Below are 19407 nucleotides of genomic sequence, written 5' to 3' on the forward strand. Positions count from 1 at the left end.
GACCTGCAGAGTGGTCTGGTGGCGCAAAAGGTTATCGCCAGACCTGGAGAGGGGATTTTTTCCCGTGCGACGGTGACTGAACCTTCACCCGTCCTGTCCCGGCCTCCTGAAGCGGGCATCGTTGTCGACGCGTTCGTGCCGGATACAGAGCCTGAGGAGCGGGTTGCCATCTGCAACCTGTGTCTGGATCCGGCCTGCACGCGTCAAAAAGGCGAGCCCCGGTCACTCTGCCTGCATTCAGGGAAACGAGGTAAAGCGTAATGGATAAACAGCTTCTGGAGACGACGGTCAGTAAAGTGTTGGATGAAATGCGCAAGCGCCCTATTCCACTGGGCGTTTCCAGCCGCCATATCCATCTCAGCGCAAAGGACTATGCGCGCCTTTTTCCAGACCAGCCCATTAGCGAAAAAAAAGCGCTGCTGCAGCCCGGGCAATATGCGGCGGACCAAACCGTCACCCTGGCGGGCCCGAGGGGAGAGTTAAAAAACGTTCGCCTGCTGGGACCGTTGCGTAACGTAAGCCAGGTTGAGATTTCCCGGACAGACGCCAGAACATTAGGCATCGCCGCGCCGCTGCGGATGTCCGGCAATCTCAGCGGCACGCCGGGCGTACGCCTTATCAGCCCGTACGCCGAGCTGGATTTAACATCCGGCGTGATTGTCGCCCAGCGCCATCTACATATGTCTCCGCTGGATGCGCTAATCCTGCGCGTTGCCCACGGAGACAGCGTTTCTGTTGCCATTGAAGGCGACGCTCGGCGGCTGATTTTCGATAACGTCGCCGTGCGCGTCTCGCCAGATATGCGTCTTGAGATGCATATCGATACCGATGAGGCCAATGCGGCGGGAGCCGATAACCCGCAGGCCTTTGCGACGCTGGTAACAACGCGATGAACGGCGAACGATTGCAACAGATCATTGAGGAGGTCATCTCCCGCCTGCAACGTCGTGCGCGAAGCTCGGTCACGATAAGCCTCGGGCAACTGCGGGAAGCGAATCTTCAAACCCTGTTTTGCCAGTATGCCACCCTGCGAATTCTGCAGGTTGATCTACCGCTGCTGGAGCAGATTGCCCAACCCGGTTCGTCAGATAAAACCGCGACCGCCATTCATGAAGCGCTGGCATGGGGCGTCTGCATACAGCTATCCGTCCAGCGTCGGTTACTGCCGGCGCTGCCGGTGAAAAAGCTGGCCCGTTTGCCTCTGACCTTCAGCGACGAGCGGGGACAGACCGTTCTTCTGCATCCAGTCCGGCTGTTAAGTTACGCCGATGTCGCGCGCCTTCGCGGCGGCGTGCTGGTGCTACCTCGCCGATGCGTTGTTACCGCCCTTGCCCGCGAAGCGGCGAGTTCACGACATCTCCAACTCATTACGCAGGAGTAAACCATGCATCTTGCTCGCGTTACAGGCGCGGTGGTATCCACGCAAAAATCCCCCTCTCTGGTAGGGAAAAAACTGCTGCTGGTGCGTCGGGTGAGTGCCGACGGAGAGCTTCCGGCCAATCCAACAACCGGAGACGACGTCGCGGTTGATTCGGTCGGCGCTGGTGTCGGTGAGCTGGTGTTACTCAGCAGCGGTTCCAGCGCCAGGCACGTGTTTTCCGGGCCGAATGAGGCCATTGACTTAGCCGTCGTCGGCATTGTCGACTCACTTTCTTGCTAAGGAGGAGTGATGGCGATTTATACGCGTACAGGCGACGCAGGCACCACGGCCCTTTTCAGCGGGCAGCGCGTCAGCAAAACACATCCGCGCGTTGAAGCCTATGGAACGCTGGATGAACTCAATGCCGCCCTGAGCCTGTGCATCTGCGCCATAACCGGCGAGCCGCATCGCGCGCTGCTGGAGTCTATCCAGCAGCAGATATTCTGGTGCAGCGCCGAATTGGCCTGCGCAGAACCTGTGTCTGCGCCGGAGCAGCGCATCATCAGCGCAGAACAGATAACCGCGCTGGAAGCGGCGATTGATATCGCCATGGGCCGCGTGGCGCCGCTGCGCAGTTTTATTCTGCCCGGCCGCTCAGAGGCCGCAAGCCGCCTGCATTTCGCCCGCACGCTGGCCCGCCGGGCCGAGCGGCGTCTGGTAGAACTCAGTGCAAGCGTGCCCGTCAGGCATGAATTAATGCGCTACATCAACCGACTCTCCGATTGCCTGTATGCGCTGGCGCGCGCTGAAGATAGCGATGCTCACCAGAACAACCTTATTCAGGAAGTGACAACGCGTTATCTGGCGTCGGCGCACTCTCCCTGCGCAAAGGAACCCGCTATGGCGCTCTCTTTTCAGGATCTCCATCAGTTAACCCGTTCTGCCGTGGAACGGGCACAGGCATTACAGGTGCCTGTCGTCATCAGCATCGTGGATACCAACGGTACTGCAACCGTGACGTGGCGAATGCCGGACGCATTGCTGGTTAGCAGTGAACTGGCCCCCAAGAAAGCATGGACCGCCGTAGCGATGAAAACAGCGACGCATGAACTCGCTTTCGCCGTACAGCCAGGAGCGCCGCTGTACGGGCTGGAAAGTCATATGCAGGGAAAAGTGGTCACCTTTGGCGGCGGCTACCCGCTGTGGCGTGACGGATTACTCATTGGGGGTCTTGGTATCAGCGGCGGAAGCGTTGAACAGGACATGGACATTGCACAGGCCGCCATGGCGGCAATTAACGTGGAAATACATCAATGAAAACTTCTGAGCTGGAAACCCTCATCCGTAGCATTTTGAACGAACGGTTGGCTCCCGCTAAAGCGGAAGCGGCAGGGAACGGTATTTTTCCGTCCGTTGACGAGGCAGTCGATGCCGCCCACCAGGCGTTCTTACGTTATCAGCAGTGCCCACTAAAAACCCGCAGCGCCATCATCCGCGCCATTCGGGACGAACTGGCGCCTCAGCTCCAGACGCTGGCGGCAGAAAGCGCGGCGGAAACGGGAATGGGCAACAAAGAGGACAAGTTTCTTAAAAATAAAGCGGCACTGGATAACACGCCGGGAATCGAAGATTTAACCACCACCGCCCTGACTGGCGACGGCGGGATGGTGCTGTTTGAGTACTCGCCGTTTGGGGTGATTGGCGCCGTGGCGCCGAGCACGAACCCGACGGAAACCATCATTAACAACAGCATCAGCATGCTGGCTGCTGGCAACACCGTTTACTTCAGCCCACACCCAGGCGCAAAAGTGGTGTCACTCAAACTGATTGCGATGATCGACGATATCGCCTTCCGCTGCTGCGGTATTCGCAACCTGGTGGTCACCGTGGCTGAACCGACGTTTGAGGCCACCCAGCAGATGATGGCGCATCCGAAAATTGCCGTCCTGGCGATTACCGGAGGCCCAGGCATTGTGGCGATGGGGATGAAGAGCGGTAAAAAGGTGATTGGCGCGGGCGCGGGTAATCCACCGTGCATCGTCGATGAAACGGCTGATTTGGTGAAAGCAGCGGAAGATATCATTAACGGTGCGTCATTTGATTACAACCTGCCCTGTATTGCCGAAAAAAGCCTGATTGTCGTTGCGTCGGTCGCAGAGAAGCTAATTCAACAAATGCAGAGCTTTGGCGCGCTGCTGCTTGACCCGGCAGAAACGGACAAGCTGCGCGCGGTCTGCCTGCCCGAAGGCCTCGCGAATAAGCGACTGGTCGGCAAAAGCCCATCAGCCCTGCTTGAAGCTGCCGGAATCATCGTTCCGGCAACAGCGCCGCGCTTGCTTATTGCCGTGGTGAATGCTGACGATCCCTGGGTCACCCGCGAACAACTGATGCCGATGTTGCCGGTGGTTAGCGTGCCGGATTTTGACAGTGCGCTCGCGCTGGCGCTGAAGGTCGAGGAAGGTCTGCACCACACCGCCATCATGCACTCGCAAAACGTCTCTCGTCTGAATCTGGCCGCCCGCGCCTTGCAAACCTCCATTTTTGTGAAAAACGGTCCGTCCTGGGCGGGCATTGGCGTCGGCGGCGAAGGTTTCACCACCTTCACCATCGCCACACCCACCGGCGAAGGCACTACTTCAGCGCGAACCTTTGCCCGTTCCCGACGCTGCGTGCTGACGAACGGTTTCTCAATCCGCTAACGAGGTCGTGATGAAAACCTTTTCACTGCAAACCCGTTTGTACAGCGGGCCGGGAAGCCTGAAGGCGCTGGACCGCTTTACGAATAAGCATATCTGGATTATCTGCGATGGATTTCTGGCGCGATCTTCACTTATCGACACGTTGCGCGCTGCGCTGCCAGCCGATAATCGCATCAGCATATTCAGCGAAATCACGCCGGACCCCACGATTGGCACGGTGGTTCAGGGCATTGCGCAGATGCAGTCCCTGCGTCCCGACGTGGTGATTGGCTTTGGCGGCGGGTCGGCGCTTGACGCGGCCAAAGCGATTGTCTGGTTCAGCCGCCAGTCTGGCGTCGAAATCGAAACCTGCGTGGCAATTCCCACCACCAGCGGTACGGGTTCAGAAGTCACCAGCGCCTGCGTCATCAGCGATCCGGACAAGGGGATTAAATACCCGCTGTTTAACAATGCGCTGTACCCGGACATGGCAATCCTCGACCCGATGCTGGTGGTCAGCGTCCCGCCCGCTATTACCGCCAATACCGGCATGGACGTGCTGACGCACGCGCTCGAAGCGTATGTCTCTTCGCGCGCCAGCGACTTCACGGACGCGCTGGTAGAGAAGGCCGCTCAACTTGTTTTCCAGTATCTCCCCGTAGCGGTACGCAAAGGTGATTGTCTTGCAACGCGGAGCAAAATGCACAATGCCGCCACGCTTGCCGGGATGGCCTTTAGTCAGGCGGGGCTTGGGCTCAATCATGCGATTGCCCATCAGTTGGGCGGTCAGTTTCATCTGCCTCATGGTCTGGCGAACGCCCTGCTGCTCGCGCCGGTGATCCGTTTTAACAGCCACGATCCGCGTGCGGCAAAACGTTATGCCCGGTTCGCCAAAGCCTGCCACCTGTGTCCGGACACCACCAACGACACGGCCAGCATCAATGCGCTTATCCGGCATATCGAGCAGCTTAAAAAAGCATGCGCGATCCCAACGCTTTCCAACACGCTAGAAAAGGCAAAGCAGAACTGGTCGCAGCGAATACCGGCGATGAGTCAGGCGGCGCTGGCGGACGTGACGCTAAAAACCAATCCCCGGATGGCGGATGCGGACGCCATTGCGGAACTGCTTGAGGAGCTGTTATGAAGACGGCGCTGAATACTGACTCTCATTGCGATGATGCGCAGACCATCCGTGATGCTGTTCGCGCGGCAGGCGTGGTTGGTGCCGGAGGCGCAGGGTTTCCGACGCACGTTAAGTTGCAGGCACAGGTCGATACCTTTTTGGTCAACGCCGCCGAGTGCGAACCGATGCTGAAGGTCGATCAGCAACTGATAGTTCAACAGGCTGCGCGCCTGATTCGCGGCGTGCAGTATGCAATGCAAGCAACCGGTGCCCGTGTCGGTATCATTGCGCTCAAAGAAAAATATCAATCTGCGATTGCAGCCTTAACCCCGCTATTACCCTCCACAGTCAGGCTGCACATCCTGCCTGACGTGTACCCGGCGGGGGATGAAGTGCTGACCATCTGGATGGCGACGGGTCGTCGCGTGCCGCCCGCTGCGCTCCCTGTCAGCGTCGGCGTGGTGGTGAATAACGTTCAGACCGTACTCAATATCGCCAGAGCCGTTGAGCAGCAGTATCCGGTGACGCGCCGGACGCTGACCGTCAACGGTGCGGTGGCGAAGCCGCTAACGCTGACTGTGCCCATCGGCATGCCCCTGCGCGAAGTCCTGGCGCTGGCGGGCGGCGCGACGATCGACGCTCCCGGATTTATCAACGGTGGACCGATGATGGGCGGCCTTATCGCTTCGCTGGAGAGTCCAGTGACGAAAACAACCGGCGGTCTGCTGGTTTTGCCGACATCCCACCCGCTGATTCAACGCAGGATGCAGGATGAACGCACCGTACTGTCCGTGGCCAGAACCGTGTGCGAACAGTGCCGTCTGTGCACCGACCTCTGTCCGCGGCATCTCATCGGCCACGAACTGTCACCACACTTACTGGTACGCGCCGTCAACTTCCAGCATACCGCCACGCCACAGCTGTTGCGAAGCGCGCTGACCTGTTCGGAGTGCAACGTCTGTGAAAGCGTGGCGTGCCCGGTCGGCATCTCACCGATGCGCATTAACCGCATGCTTAAACGCGAGCTTCGGGCGCAGAACCAACGCTATGAAGGACCGCTGAATCCTGCCGATGAGATGGCGAAATACCGTCTCATCCCGGTGAAGCGTCTGATCGCCAAACTGGGGCTCGGCCCGTGGTATCAGGAAGCGCCGCTCTCAGATGTCGAATTCACCACCGAAAGAACCACGCTGCTGCTGCGCCAGCATATTGGCGTGCGCGCCAATCCTTGCGTGCAAGCAGGCGATCGCGTCGTGCGTGGTCAATGCGTTGCCGATATCCCGCCGAATGCGTTAGGCGCGCCGGTTCACGCCAGCATTGACGGTGTTGTCAGTGACGTGACGGAACAGGCCATCACCGTTGTAAGGGGTTAACCATGTCTCAGGCTATAGGTATTTTAGAACTCACCAGCATCGCCAAAGGGATGGAAACCGGCGATGCCATGCTGAAAAGCGCGAATGTGGCCATGCTGGTCAGCAAAACAATCTGTCCGGGTAAGTTTCTGCTGATGCTGGGAGGCGATGTCGGCGCAGTCCAGCAGGCGATTGAAACCGGGACCTCGCTTGCCGGGGAGATGCTTGTCGACAGTCTGGTGTTGCCCAATATCCATGCCAGCGTGCTGCCGGCAATCAGCGGTCTGAACAGCGTTGACCAGCGTCAGGCCGTGGGGGTCGTCGAGACCTGGAGCGTGGCGGCCTGCATCAGCGCGGCGGACCGCGCGGTAAAAGCGTCAAACGTCACGCTGGTGCGTGTGCATATGGCGTTCGGCATTGGCGGAAAATGCTACATGGTGGTCGCCGGAGAGGTCTCTGATGTGAACAATGCCGTGACCGTCGCCAGCGAAAATGCGGGTGAAAAAGGTTTGCTGGTCTCTCGCGCCGTGATTCCACGTCCGCATGAAGCGATGTGGCGTCAGATGGTGGAGGGATGATGGACAGACAGCCGACGACGGATCGCATGATCCAGGAATATGTTCCAGGTAAACAGGTCACGCTGGCGCACCTGATTGCCAATCCGGGTAAGGATCTGTTTAAAAAACTGGGCTTGCAGGATACCGTTTCCGCCATTGGCATCCTGACCATTACGCCCAGTGAAGCCGCTATTATCGCCTGTGATATTGCCACCAAGTCAGGCGCTGTGGAGATAGGTTTTCTCGACCGTTTCACCGGCGCGGTGGTGCTGACGGGCGATGTCTCTGCGGTCGAGTATGCGCTAAAGCAGGTGACCCGCACGCTGGGTGAAATGATGCGCTTCACCTCCTGCCCCATCACACGGACATAACATCATGAAACGCATGATGTTAGTGGGGCCCAGCCAGTGTGGAAAGACATCGCTCACCCAGTGTATGCGCGGGGAAACGCTGCACTATCAGAAAACGCAGGCGATCACCTGGTCGCCCGCCACTATCGACACCCCCGGCGAATATCTTGAGAACCGCTGCCTGTACAGCGCGCTGCTGGTCAGCGCCTGTGAGGCGGATGTTATTGCCCTGGTGCTGAGCGCGGATGCGCCCTGGTCGCCTTTCGCTCCCGGGTTTACCGGGCCGATGAATCGACCCGTGATTGGTCTGATCACCAAAGCGGATTTAGCCAACGCGCAGCGTATTTCCGTGGTTGCAGGTTGGTTGACGCAGGCCGGTGCGGAAAAAGTCATCATCACCAGCGCGCTCACGAACGCCGGACTCGACGAAATGTTCGCCTTTCTGAATGCCGAGGAGCCCTCATGTCTTACAAAATAATGGCCATCAACGCGGGTAGTTCCTCCCTGAAGTTTCAGCTACTGACCATGCCGCAGGGGAATACGCTCTGCCAGGGGCTTGTTGAGCGTATTGGGATGCCGGATGCGCGGATAACGCTGAAAACGCCAGCACAGAAATGGCAGGAGAGACTCCCCATCGCCGATCATCGCGAGGCGGTAACGCTGTTACTGGAGAAACTGCCGGGCTATCACATTATCAAGAGTCTGCAGGAGATCGACGGTGTGGGTCATCGCGTGGCGCATGGCGGCGAAATATTTAAAGATTCCGTGCGCGTCACCGACGAAACGTTAGCGCAAATTGAACGCCTTGCCGAACTGGCGCCGCTGCACAATCCGGTTAACGCCCTGGGTATCAGCGTATTTCGTCAGCTGTTGCCGGATGCTCCCGCCGTCGCCGTTTTTGATACCGCTTTTCATCAGACGCTCGAAGAACCCGCCTATATCTACCCTCTGCCGTGGCGCTACTACGCGGAGCTGGGCATTCGTCGCTACGGGTTTCACGGCACCAGCCACAAATATGTCAGCGCGACGCTCGCCGAAAAGTTAGGGGTGCCGCTTAGCGCGCTGCGCGTCGTGTGTTGTCACCTGGGCAACGGCAGCAGCATTTGCGCCATCAAGGGCGGTCAGTCGGTCAATACCTCTATGGGGTTCACGCCCCAGTCCGGTGTGATGATGGGCACCCGTAGCGGTGATATCGACCCCTCCATTCTGCCGTGGGTCGCCCTGCACGAAGGTAAAACACCTCAGCAGCTCAATCAGTTGCTAAACAATGAGTCAGGGTTGCTGGGGGTTTCCGGTGTATCGCCGGATTACCGCGATGTGGAACAGGCCGCAGAGCGCGGAAACCCTCAGGCAAAGCTTGCCCTTACGCTGTTTGCCGAACGCATTCGCGCCACTATCGGCAGCTATATCATGCAAATGGGCGGCCTGGATGCGCTGGTTTTCACCGGCGGTATTGGGGAGAACTCCGCGCGCGCCAGGGCAGCTATCTGCCATAATCTGCACTTTTTAGGGTTGATCGTCGACGACGAGAAAAACCAACGTAACGCTACCTTTATTCAGGCTGAAAATGCGATGGTTAAAGTCGCGGTCATTAATACCAATGAAGAGTTAATGATTGCCAGAGACGTGATGCGTATTGCCCTGACAGAAACTGTGACCCAGCACGTTTCGGCCTGACATTGCCGTACGGCAAATTGCGGCAAATCATGGTAATAACGCGATCGTCATGACACTATGCGCCGAGAATTGCTGACCAGAAAGGTGGGAACGTGGCTGTTGCGCAATGCCCCGCGTCATGCGGAGAACTTATCCAGGGTTGGATTTTGGGCAGTGAAAAACTCGTCTCCTGCCCTGTCGAATGGTACAGCACCGTTGAGGTCAGCCGCGGCTCGCCGCTGGCGGATGAACGCCCGCTGTCACGCGCGATGGTCGAGCGGTTGTTGCAACACTGGGACTACCCGGCACCTCTGAGTCAGGAAATTCGCATTGATGTCCATTCGACTATCCCGGTTGCCAAAGGAATGGCCAGCAGCACGGCGGATATCGCCGCTACCGCCGTTGCCACCGCCCACCATCTGGGACATCAGTTGAATGAAAGCACGCTTGCCGCGCTTTGCGTTTCGCTGGAGCCCACCGACAGTACCGTGTTTCGCCAGCTGACTCTGTTTGATCATAACGATGCCTCTACGCAGATCGCCTGCGACGCGCAGCCTGAGCTCGACCTGTTGGTGCTCGAAAGCCCGCAAACGCTGCGCACGGCGGATTATCACCGTATTCCACGCCAGGCCGGGTTACACGCCGGTGCGCCCGCCCTGAAACGCGCCTGGGAAAAAGTGCAGGAAGCCTGCATGACTAACAACCCATACCGGATGGGAGAAGCCGCTACGCTCAGCGCAATCGCCAGCCAGACGCTGTTGCCTAAACCGGATTTTGATGCGCTGCTGTCACTGGTGGAAGAGTGCGATTTGTACGGCGTGAACGTGGCGCACAGCGGCAGCGTCGTGGGGCTGATGCTCGACAGACGCAAAGATGATGTCGACTATGTGAAATGGCTGTTAGCGAAGAAACAGCTCGCCCGCCACTGGCCTGACCAACACCTGCTGCGGATGGTCAAGGGCGGCGTCACCTTACGCTGAAAGCAGTCGGTGCTGAATCAGCCACTCCACCTGCTGCGTAACCTCTACCGAATTTTCCTGCTGTAATGCCTGCTGCAGGGGCGCATGCTGGAAAAACGCCGTCCAGAATGCACGCTTGCGCGCCCGATCGCTGCACGCGTGATTCACCCTTTCGCGGAGGTTTCCCGCCAGCAGCGCCTTCTCACGCATGCCTGCCGGAAGGTGCTGTGTGACATGCGCTTTCAGGATTTTGCTGTACACCGGTGCGTTCCCCCCGCAGCTCAAGGCAATCATCACCGGCGAATGGTCAATAATGGCTGGCGTGATGAAAGACGCCGCCGAAGGGTCGTCAACCACATTGCAAAACAAACGTTCCGCATGGGCGGCTTCAGCAACCTGGCGGTTCACCAGAGGGTCGTTTGTCGCGGCGATCGCCAGCCAGCACGACTGCAGATGCTGCGGTGAAAAAGATGCCGGGTACCACTCTATCTCATGGTGTACGCGCAGATGTTCAAGCTCCGTCGAGATGTCGGGAGCAACCAGACGCAGCACCGCCCCTGCCGCCAGCAGGCCTTGCGCCTTATGCGTCGCCACTTGCCCACCGCCGACGATCAGGCAGCGTTTATCTTTCAGATTGCAAAAAATCGGGAAATAGTCCATCGCCATCGTCTTGTAATACGTGCGTGAGCGCCTCAATAAACCGGTTATTTTCCGCTTCGGTACGAACGGCAATCCGGTACCAGGTGCTATCAAGCCCCGGGTAATTTTCGCAGTGGCGAATCAGGATATGGTGGCCTAACAGCGCCGTCTTCAGGTTGACGTCCTGGCGAAGGCAGCGGAAGAAAATAAAGTTAGCCTCAGGCTTCCAGACCGCCAGTGACGAAAAGCGCGTCATCGCCTGCCACAGGTAATCCCGCTGCCGGGCGATATATGCATGGCTGCGGGAGATGTAGTCCTCATCCGACAGCAAATGTTGCCCCACTAACGCAGAGAAGGCATTCACGGACCAGGGTTCGCGGGTGCGCTTCAACTGGCGGATGGTGTCTGTATTTCCGCTCAGCAGATACCCGAGACGCAGTCCGGGAATGGCAAAAAATTTCGTCAGGGAACGTAGCAGATAAAGATAGCGTGAATCGGCCAGCCGTGGCGCCAGCGTTGAGCCCTGCGGTAGAAAATCGATGAAAGCTTCATCCACAATCAGCGCGATATGCAATGCTTCGCAAAGCGAGGCCAACTGGTCGAGAAGCCCGGCATCGGGCATTAATCCGGTAGGGTTATTAGGCGTCGCAATAAACAGGCAATCAGGCCTGTGCGTGCGAATGGCGTCCAGTAAGGCGGAATCCACCTGGAACCCTTCCCGTTCGTTCAGCGCATAGTCGATGATGTGGCAGCCCTGCTGCTGCAAAGCCCGACGGTATTCGGCAAAACCAGGCACAAGCAGCATCGCGCGGCGAGGTGCGAGAGTACGCACCAGAGCGTAGATCAACTCCGTTTCGCCGTTGCCGGCAATCGTCTGGTCATACTCGCACTGATTCGCACAGGCCAGCGCCTGATGGAGATGACGGTACTCAACATCCGGGTAATGCATGATGATATCCAGGTGGGATACAATGAGCGACCTGACGCGCTCAGGGAGCCCTAATGGATTGATATTCGCGCTAAAATCCAACAGCAACTCAGGATCAATCCCCAACTGCAGCCCCGTTTCTACAACGTTACCACCATGCTCACTCATGTGTTTCTCTCACTCATCTCGAACATCAGACCTCAACCTGATTCAGCGCTACCTGCGACGCGGTAAACGCCAGCACCTCCTGCAGGTTCACGACGCCGCCGACGACAATCAGGGCCGGAGCATGCAGTTTTTGGCGTTCGACATCGAGGTGAATATCGGTCAGCGTTCCTTTGGCGATTTGCTGGCGCGACTGGCTGGCATACATCACCACCGCCACCGGCGTCTCGGCTGACATCCCCCCTTCGATAAGCTGCTGACAGATTTCGGTAAGCCTTGTCATGCCCATCAGAATAACCAACGTGCCGTTGATTTGCGCCAGTGCATGCCAGTTTTGCGGATCGTTCCCCTGGCATAAATGCCCGGTCACAATATGAAAACTGGAAGCGTAATGGCGGTGCGTTACCGGGATCCCGGCATAGGCCAACCCGCCGATGGCGGAGCTAATGCCAGGCACAATTTCAAACGCCAGACCTTCTTTCGCCAACTGTTCCGCCTCCTCGCCCCCACGACCAAAAACGTAGGGATCGCCACCTTTCAGGCGCACAACCTGCCGACCATCCCTGGCGTGTTTGACCAGCAATGCATTGATTTGCTCCTGAGGCACCGGGTGATGATTCGGGGTTTTACCCACATCGATAATCAGAGAGTTTGCTGGCGCTTGTGTCAGGAGTTCGGGGTTAACCAGACGATCGTGAACAATCACCTCCGCATGGCGGATACAGTGCAGACCTTTTACCGTAATCAAAGACGCATCGCCAGGCCCCGCCCCAACAAGCCACACTTTCCCTTCACTCATCGTTATATCCTCGGCTTAAATATTCAGTTTTGCTTAATTAAAATCAACACCGAATTATACAGTCCCTCCAGGCGGCAAAAATTTGATGCGTTTATCACTCTTTATTAATTTTACAAATGGAGTTTATGACCAATGTCAATAAAACAGCGAATACAGGATTTCACCTGCGCTGATGACAATAACTGACCTGATAGCAATACTTAAAATAACCTTGCACTCACCCACACCAATAATAAAACAGGCGCTTGATCACAAATATAAAAGCAATTTTACCAAAGGTGTTTACAACTCAATAATTACACGCAAACGACAACCAGGCAACACCTTGATTTAAAACATTTTTTATAAATCATGTCTCACATCATCATTTTGGGAAGGATTTTTTGAAAATAGATCAATTGCTTCCCTTTACTCTTCCAAAGAAACTCCAACATCATTATCAGACCATCAGTGCATTACCCGTTTTTTAATGCACATCGTATTTTTACTATCAGCCCTACAGAGGATTACCCATGAAGAAATCAACACTTGTTATTGGCGTCATTGGTGCTGACTGCCATGCGGTAGGCAATAAAGTTCTGGACCGCGTTTTTACTGCCCATGATTTTCACGTAATCAATCTTGGTGTGATGGTGAGCCAGGATGAATATATTGACGCCGCCATCGAAACGGGTGCTGATGCTATTGTCGTTTCGTCCATCTACGGTCATGGCGATATCGACTGCCTGGGACTGCGCGAGCGCTGCATCGAGCGTGGTATCGGCGACATTTTGCTTTTTGTCGGTGGCAACCTGGTGGTCGGTAAGCATGACTTTGCCGATGTCGAAGCCAAATTCAAAGAGATGGGCTTCAACCGCGTCTTCGCCCCAAGCCACGACCTGGAAGACGTCTGCCAGTTGATGGCGAACGACATCAGTAAGCGCCACGGCGTCGAACAGCGTTGTCTTGAAGAGGCCATCTGATGCAAACCGTCTCAGTCGATATCGGTTCGACGTGGACCAAAGCCGCCCTCTTCGCACCAGAGGGAGAGGCGCTCACACTGGTAAACCACGTTCTGACGCCGACGACGACCCACCATCTGGCTGAGGGCTTTTTTGCCAGCCTGAACCAGGTGTTGAACGTAGCCGATGCGCGTCCGTTACTGAAAAGCGGAGAGGTGACGCTGAAATACTCTTCATCGGCAAAAGGTGGACTCGCCGTTGCCGCAATGGGTCTGGTGCCTTCGATAACCCTGGAGTCAGCAAAAGTCACCGCCCATTCGGCGGGCGCCAAAATCGCCCAGTACTACTCGTATAAACTGAACCGTCACGATATTCAGGAGCTGGAAGCCTCGCCGCCAGACATCTTGTTGTTTACCGGCGGTACGGACGGCGGCGAAGAGAGCTACGGTCTCGCCAATGCCCATGCGCTGGCCGCGTCAAAACTGGATTGCGCGATAATCTACGCTGGAAACCGCGACATTCAGGACGATGTGCAGACCATTCTCGGCCACAAAGATTTGGTCACGGTCGACAACGTTCTGCCCGATCTCGATCACCCTAATCCGTATGCCGCCCGCAAAGCCATCTGCGATGTTTTTCTGTCGCGCATTGTGAAAGGCAAAGGGCTGGACGTTATCGTCGATGAAACCGGTGAAGAGCCGATGCCGACGCCGTGGACCGTCTACGAGCTGGTGAAAACCATCAGCGAAATCGACAGCGCGTGGAAGGAGTTCATGCTGATCGATATGGGCGGCGCCACCACCGACGTCTATTCCGCCAGCGCCAACACCCTCTCGCCGGATACGGTGCTGCACGGCGTGCCGGAACCGTTTGTTAAACGCACCGTAGAGGGCGACCTCGGTATGCGCGTCTCAGCCGCCGTGGTGGGTGAAAGCACCCAAGAACTGGTAAACGTGGTGTTCGCCCACCAGCCTCAGCGCCAGGAAGCCTTTTATCGCTACCTTCGTCATCTGGTCGCTCACCCGGACACTCTGCCCACCAGCGAAGAAGAGAAGTACTTCGATACCGTGCTGGCCGGGCTGTGCGTCGGCTACGCCAGCGAACGCCATGCCGGTACCAAAAAACAGGTTTGTACCTGCGTGGGGAATGTCGATTTACAAATGGGACGCGATCTGACCACCGTGCGCAAAGTGATCGGCTCCGGTGGATGGCTCTCTCGCGCCAGCCAGTTCGACGTCCATAACTGGCTGAAATATCGCGAGCTGGACGACGACGGCAGACGCATTCTCTTACCCACCCAGTTTGACTATTACCGTGATTCAAAAGGTCTGCTTCCTCTGCTGGCGAATGTCGCCAGGCTGTACCCGCAGGCGGCGGCTCGCACCAGTATTCATTGTTTAACCCTATAAAAACTAAGGCAGCAACGAATGGAACTTCGAAATAAAAAGCTAACCCATGACGAATTCATGACCGAGCGGCAACAGGTATTGCAGACCTGGCATACCGGCAAGGACGTTGAGAACTTCGAAGATGGCGTGAAGTACCAGCAGACCATTCCTGAGAAAAAACGCTTTTCTCACGCTCTACTGAAGGCCGACCAGGAAGGTAAAACGCTGAGCCAACCGCGCGCCGGCGTGGCGCTGATGGATGAACACATCGCCCTGCTCAAAACGTTGCAGGACGAGTGCGATCTGCTGCCCAGCACCATCGACGCCTATACCCGCCTGAACCGTTATGAAGAAGCGGCGGTGGGGATCCAAAAATCCATTGAAGCGGGCACGTCTAAGCTCAACGGCCTGCCGGTGGTCAACCACGGCGTTGCTGCCTGCCGCCGGATGACCGAGGCGCTGGAGAAACCGATCCAGGTGCGTCACGGTACGCCGGATGCGCGCCTGCTGGCGGAAATTGCGATGGCCAGCGGCTTTACCAGCTATGAAGGCGGCGGCATCTCCTACAACATTCCTTACGCCAAACGCGTTACCCTGGAAAAATCGATCCGCGACTGGCAGTACTGTGATCGGCTGATGGGGCTGTACGAAGAGCATGGCATCCGCATTAACCGCGAGCCGTTTGGCCCGCTGACCGGCACGCTGATCCCACCGTTTATGTCTCACTCGGTGGCGATTATCGAAGGCCTGCTGGCACTGGAACAGGGCGTGAAGTCCATTACCGTCGGTTACGGCCAGGTGGGCAGCCTGACGCAGGATATCGCGGCGATCCAGTCTCTGCGCGAGCTGTCTCACGAGTACTTCCACAATTACGGCTTCGATGATTACGAACTGAGCACCGTCTTCCACCAGTGGATGGGCGGCTTCCCGGAAGACGAGTCCAAAGCCTTCGCCATTATCTCCTGGGGCGCGGCGGTGGCCGGTATGTCCGGGGCGACCAAAGTGATCACCAAGAGTCCGCACGAAGCCTTCGGTATTCCGACGGCGGCCGCCAACGCCCAGGGGCTGAAGGCGTCGCGCCAGATGCTCAACATGGTCAGCGACCAGAAATTCCCGCCGTGCGCCGCCGTCGATCAGGAAGTCGAGCTGATTAAAAGCGAAGTCCGCGCCGTGTTGAAGAAAGTCTTCGAACTGGGCAACGGCGATATCGCCCGCGGTACGGTGCTGGCATTTGAAGCCGGTGTGCTGGACGTCCCCTTTGCCCCGGCCTCCTGCAACGCAGGCAAAATTCTGCCGGTGCGTGATAACGCAGGGGCAATCCGCATTCTTGAAGCCGGCGCCGTTCCGCTACCGAAAGATATCCTCGCCCTGCACCACGATTACGTCGCCGAGCGCGCGCAGTTTGAAGGACGCAAACCCTCATTCCAGATGGTTGTGGATGACATCAACGCAGTATCCCACAGTAAATTAATAGGAAGACCATAATGAAAATCAAACAAGCCCTTTTCACCGCTGGCTACTCCTCATTCTATTTCGACGATCAGCAGGCGATTAAAAACGGCGCGGGTCATGATGGATTCATTTATACCGGTACGCCGGTGACGCCGGGCTTTACCTCAGTGCGCCAGGCAGGGGAATGCGTTTGTGTCCAGCTGATTCTGGAAAATGGCGCGGTCGCCGTCGGCGACTGCGCCGCCGTACAGTACTCCGGCGCGGGCGGTCGCGACCCGCTGTTCCTCGCGGAGCACTTTGTCCCGTTCCTTAACGACCACATCAAACCGCTGCTCGAAGGCCGCGACGTGGATACCTTCCTGCCGAACGCCCGTTTCTTCGACCAGCTGCGTATCGACGGTAATCTGCTGCATACCGCCGCGCGTTACGGTCTTTCTCAGGCGCTGCTCGACGCCACCGCGCTGGCTACCGGCCGCCTGAAAACAGAGGTGGTGTGCGATGAATGGCATTTGCCGCGCGTACCGGAAGCGATTCCATTATTTGGCCAGAGCGGTGACGACCGCTATATCGCCGTCGATAAGATGATCCTCAAAGGCGTTGACGTGCTGCCGCATGCGCTGATCAATAACGTCGAAGAAAAGCTGGGCCTGAAAGGGGAAAAACTGCGCGAGTATGTACGCTGGCTATCCGACCGCATCTTAAGCCTGCGCACCAGCCCGCAGTATCGCCCAACGCTGCACATTGACGTGTACGGCACCATCGGTCTGATTTTCGATATGGATCCGGTGCGCTGCGCCGAGTATATCGCCAGCCTGGAGAAAGAAGCGCAGGGTCTGCCGCTGTACATTGAAGGCCCGGTCGATGCCGGTAACAAACCGGATCAGATCCGAGCGCTAACCGCCATCACCAACGAGCTGACCCGTCTGGGCTCTGGGGTGAAAATTGTCGCTGACGAATGGTGCAACACCTATCAGGACATCGTCGACTTCACCGATGCCAAAAGCTGCCACATGGTGCAGATCAAGACCCCGGATCTCGGCGGTATTCACAACATCGTTGACGCCGTACTGTACTGCAACAAACACGACATGGAAGCCTACCAGGGCGGTACCTGCAACGAAACCGAGATCAGCGCCCGTACCTGCGTACACGTCGCATTAGCCGCGCGCCCGATGCGTATGCTGATCAAGCCGGGAATGGGCTTCGACGAAGGTCTTAACATCGTGTTCAACGAAATGAACCGCACCATCGCGCTGTTGCAGACTAAGGATTAAGAGATGGCCCGTACATTTAAGATCTTATCGCCAACGGCAATCCTGGGTTATGGCTTCCCGGAAGAGAGCTTTCGTAAAGCCATGGAAGCGTCACCGGATCTTATTGCCGTTGACGCTGGTTCGTCCGACCCAGGCCCTCACTACCTGGGGGCAGGTAAACCCTTCACCGACCGGGCCGGGGTGAAACGCGATCTGCGTTATATGATAGTGGCAGGCGTTAAGAACAACATTCCGGTGGTGATCGGCACCGCCGGTGGTTCCGGCGCCGCGCCGCACCTGGAATGGTGCCGTCAGATAATCCTTGAGATTGCCCGGGAAGAGCAGCTGTCATTCTCCATGGCAATTATCCCGTCTGATGTCGATAAGGCGATCGTTCATCAGGCGCTGGATAACGGTAAAATCACCGCGCTGGATTTTGTCCCGGAACTGACCCACGAGGCCATCGAAGAGAGCACCTACATCGTTGCGCAGATGGGCGTCGAACCTTTCCAGCGGGCGCTGGAAGCCGGTGCGCAGGTGGTGCTGGGCGGCCGCGCGTACGACCCGGCCTGCTTCGCGGCGCTGCCTATCATGCAGGGCTTTGATGAAGGTCTGGCGCTGCACTGCGGCAAAATCCTGGAGTGCGCGGCCATTGCCGCCACGCCGGGGTCCGGTTCCGACTGCGCGATGGGGATCATCGACGACCACGGCTTTACGCTCAAGACATTCAACCCGAAGCGTAAATTCACCGAAACGTCCGCCGCGGCGCACACCCTGTATGAGAAGTCCGATCCGTACTTCCTGCCGGGACCCGGCGGCGTACTGAACCTGAAAGGGTGCAGCTTCAAGGCGGTGAATGATGGCGAAGTGTACGTCAGCGGTTCTCGTCACGAAGAGACACCGTATGCGCTGAAACTGGAAGGCGCGCGTCAGGTCGGTTTCCGCTGCCTGACCATCGCCGGAACCCGCGACCCGATCATGATTGCCGGGATCGATAACATTCTCGAAGAAGTCCAGGACAGCGTAAAGCGTAACCTCTCGCTGCATGACGACAGCATCCGCATGACGTTCCACCTGTACGGGAAAAATGGCGTGATGGGCAACCATGAGCCGATGCAGTCTGCCGGGCATGAGCTGGGCATTTTGCTGGACGTGGTCGCGCCAACGCAGGATATCGCCAACAGCGTCTGTTCGCTGGTGCGCTCTACCCTGCTGCACTACGGCTATGAAAACCGGATTGCGACTGCGGGCAACCTCGCCTTCCCGTTCTCGCCCTCCGACATTCAGAGCGGCCCGGTGTATGAGTTCTCAATCTACCACCTGATTGAAGCGAGCGACGCGCTGCGTTTTGATTTCCACATCGAGCAGGTGACGCCAGAAGGAGTTCAGGCATGAAACACGCGATTTGCTCACTGGCGCAGGTGATTCGTTCTAAAAACGCCGGACCGTATGAACTGGTTTTAGATATTTTATTTAAAACCCGTGAAGACTATCAGCGGGTAAAAGCCTCGGAGCAGTTAACACCGCAGCTTATTGCCAGCTTATATAATGTCAAACCTGACTTTATTCATCGTATTGTCTGGTTCGACCCGGCAAATGCAGTAAAAATCGTCATGCCGCGCGATATTATCTCCGGCAACGTCGGTGACAATGATGTTTATGGTGCCCAGCAGCATGCGCCGCTATTAAATATTGAGTTCGACCTGTAGTAATAACAATACAACAACGCCATTGGCATACAGATATTTGCTGTATCACTGTATTCCAGATAATTCATACGGTTGGTCACAACAGGCGTGCACCTGAG

At 57.0% G+C, this 19407-nt stretch carries 21 protein-coding genes and 1 pseudogene; 19 read left to right on the forward strand and 3 right to left on the reverse strand.

Going from position 1 to position 19407, the window contains the following annotated elements; translation table 11 throughout:
• The 13 genes and pseudogenes from JO226_RS01960 to JO226_RS02020 form a co-directional block, all read left to right on the forward strand.
• Window positions 1–261, forward strand: a pseudogene (locus JO226_RS01960) (microcompartment protein); the annotation flags it as partial.
• Window positions 261–893 (forward strand): phosphate propanoyltransferase, encoded by a 633-nt coding sequence (locus JO226_RS01965; RefSeq protein ID WP_293481956.1) that lies wholly within the window; start codon window positions 261–263, stop codon window positions 891–893. The pseudogene JO226_RS01960 and the gene JO226_RS01965, both read left to right, overlap by 1 nt.
• A complete protein-coding gene (pduM, locus tag JO226_RS01970; RefSeq protein ID WP_293481958.1) occupies window positions 890–1381 on the forward strand; it encodes a microcompartment protein PduM in 492 nt (163 codons plus the stop codon). The genes JO226_RS01965 and pduM overlap by 4 nt, the downstream gene beginning before the upstream one ends.
• 3 nt (window positions 1382–1384) lie before the next feature.
• Window positions 1385–1660, forward strand: coding sequence for a EutN/CcmL family microcompartment protein (locus JO226_RS01975; RefSeq protein WP_293481960.1), 276 nt, complete (start codon window positions 1385–1387; stop codon window positions 1658–1660).
• 9 nt (window positions 1661–1669) lie between these two features.
• Window positions 1670–2677, forward strand: a complete 1008-nt coding sequence (gene pduO, locus JO226_RS01980) for a two-domain cob(I)yrinic acid a,c-diamide adenosyltransferase PduO (RefSeq protein ID WP_293481962.1) — start codon at window positions 1670–1672, stop codon at window positions 2675–2677.
• Window positions 2674–4059: a CoA-acylating propionaldehyde dehydrogenase PduP gene (gene pduP / locus JO226_RS01985; protein ID WP_293481964.1), complete on the forward strand. Its 1386-nt coding sequence runs from the start codon at window positions 2674–2676 to the stop codon at window positions 4057–4059. The genes pduO and pduP overlap by 4 nt, the downstream gene beginning before the upstream one ends.
• A gap of 10 nt (window positions 4060–4069) precedes the next feature.
• Window positions 4070–5182 (forward strand): 1-propanol dehydrogenase PduQ, encoded by a 1113-nt coding sequence (locus JO226_RS01990; RefSeq protein WP_293481966.1) that lies wholly within the window; start codon window positions 4070–4072, stop codon window positions 5180–5182.
• Complete coding sequence (locus tag JO226_RS01995) at window positions 5179–6534, forward strand: 4Fe-4S dicluster domain-containing protein (RefSeq protein WP_293481968.1); 1356 nt, start codon at window positions 5179–5181, stop codon at window positions 6532–6534. Before JO226_RS01990 ends, JO226_RS01995 begins: the two co-directional genes overlap by 4 nt.
• A 2-nt stretch (window positions 6535–6536) precedes the next feature.
• Entirely contained in the window at window positions 6537–7091 is a 555-nt protein-coding gene (gene pduT, locus JO226_RS02000; protein ID WP_293481970.1) for a propanediol utilization microcompartment protein PduT, read from the forward strand.
• Window positions 7091–7441: a propanediol utilization microcompartment protein PduU gene (gene pduU, locus JO226_RS02005; protein ID WP_293482007.1), complete on the forward strand. Its 351-nt coding sequence runs from the start codon at window positions 7091–7093 to the stop codon at window positions 7439–7441. The genes pduT and pduU overlap by 1 nt, the downstream gene beginning before the upstream one ends.
• Before the next feature lie 4 nt (window positions 7442–7445).
• A complete protein-coding gene (gene pduV, locus JO226_RS02010; protein WP_293481972.1) occupies window positions 7446–7898 on the forward strand; it encodes a propanediol utilization protein PduV in 453 nt (150 codons plus the stop codon).
• On the forward strand, window positions 7883–9097 hold the full coding sequence (locus JO226_RS02015) for an acetate/propionate family kinase (RefSeq protein WP_293481974.1): 1215 nt from the start codon (window positions 7883–7885) through the stop codon (window positions 9095–9097). The genes pduV and JO226_RS02015 overlap by 16 nt, the downstream gene beginning before the upstream one ends.
• Window positions 9098–9189: 92 nt before the next feature.
• Window positions 9190–10056 (forward strand): L-threonine kinase, encoded by an 867-nt coding sequence (locus JO226_RS02020; protein ID WP_293481976.1) that lies wholly within the window; start codon window positions 9190–9192, stop codon window positions 10054–10056.
• Here JO226_RS02020 and JO226_RS02025 read toward each other — a convergent pair.
• Genes JO226_RS02025 through cobA form a run of 3 tightly spaced genes read right to left on the reverse strand, consistent with a single transcriptional unit; the run spans window position 10048 to window position 12566 of the window.
• A complete protein-coding gene (locus tag JO226_RS02025) occupies window positions 10048–10695 on the reverse strand; it encodes an NAD(P)-dependent oxidoreductase (RefSeq protein ID WP_293481977.1) in 648 nt (215 codons plus the stop codon). The genes JO226_RS02020 and JO226_RS02025 overlap by 9 nt on opposite strands.
• A complete protein-coding gene (gene cobD, locus JO226_RS02030) occupies window positions 10658–11770 on the reverse strand; it encodes a threonine-phosphate decarboxylase CobD (protein ID WP_293481979.1) in 1113 nt (370 codons plus the stop codon). Before cobD ends, JO226_RS02025 begins: the two co-directional genes overlap by 38 nt.
• Before the next feature lie 25 nt (window positions 11771–11795).
• Window positions 11796–12566, reverse strand: coding sequence for a uroporphyrinogen-III C-methyltransferase (gene cobA / locus JO226_RS02035; protein WP_293481981.1), 771 nt, complete (start codon window positions 12564–12566; stop codon window positions 11796–11798).
• A 512-nt stretch (window positions 12567–13078) separates the two neighbouring features.
• Between cobA and glmS the strand changes: the two genes are divergently transcribed.
• From glmS to JO226_RS02065, 6 genes are read left to right on the forward strand one after another with little or no spacing between them, the layout of a single operon-like run.
• Window positions 13079–13528 (forward strand): methylaspartate mutase subunit S, encoded by a 450-nt coding sequence (glmS, locus tag JO226_RS02040; protein ID WP_293481983.1) that lies wholly within the window; start codon window positions 13079–13081, stop codon window positions 13526–13528.
• Complete coding sequence (gene glmL / locus JO226_RS02045) at window positions 13528–14916, forward strand: methylaspartate mutase accessory protein GlmL (protein WP_293481985.1); 1389 nt, start codon at window positions 13528–13530, stop codon at window positions 14914–14916. The genes glmS and glmL overlap by 1 nt, the downstream gene beginning before the upstream one ends.
• An 18-nt stretch (window positions 14917–14934) precedes the next feature.
• Window positions 14935–16380, forward strand: coding sequence for a methylaspartate mutase subunit E (locus JO226_RS02050; protein ID WP_293481987.1), 1446 nt, complete (start codon window positions 14935–14937; stop codon window positions 16378–16380).
• A complete protein-coding gene (locus JO226_RS02055; protein WP_293481989.1) occupies window positions 16380–17621 on the forward strand; it encodes a methylaspartate ammonia-lyase in 1242 nt (413 codons plus the stop codon). The genes JO226_RS02050 and JO226_RS02055 overlap by 1 nt, the downstream gene beginning before the upstream one ends.
• A gap of 3 nt (window positions 17622–17624) precedes the next feature.
• Entirely contained in the window at window positions 17625–18995 is a 1371-nt protein-coding gene (locus JO226_RS02060; RefSeq protein WP_293481991.1) for an acyclic terpene utilization AtuA family protein, read from the forward strand.
• Complete coding sequence (locus tag JO226_RS02065) at window positions 18992–19309, forward strand: DUF4387 domain-containing protein (protein WP_293481993.1); 318 nt, start codon at window positions 18992–18994, stop codon at window positions 19307–19309. Before JO226_RS02060 ends, JO226_RS02065 begins: the two co-directional genes overlap by 4 nt.
• Window positions 19310–19407 lie beyond the last annotated feature (98 nt).

The organism is Pluralibacter sp., assembly GCF_019237635.1.
Classification (GTDB): Bacteria; Pseudomonadota; Gammaproteobacteria; order Enterobacterales; family Enterobacteriaceae; genus Enterobacter_B.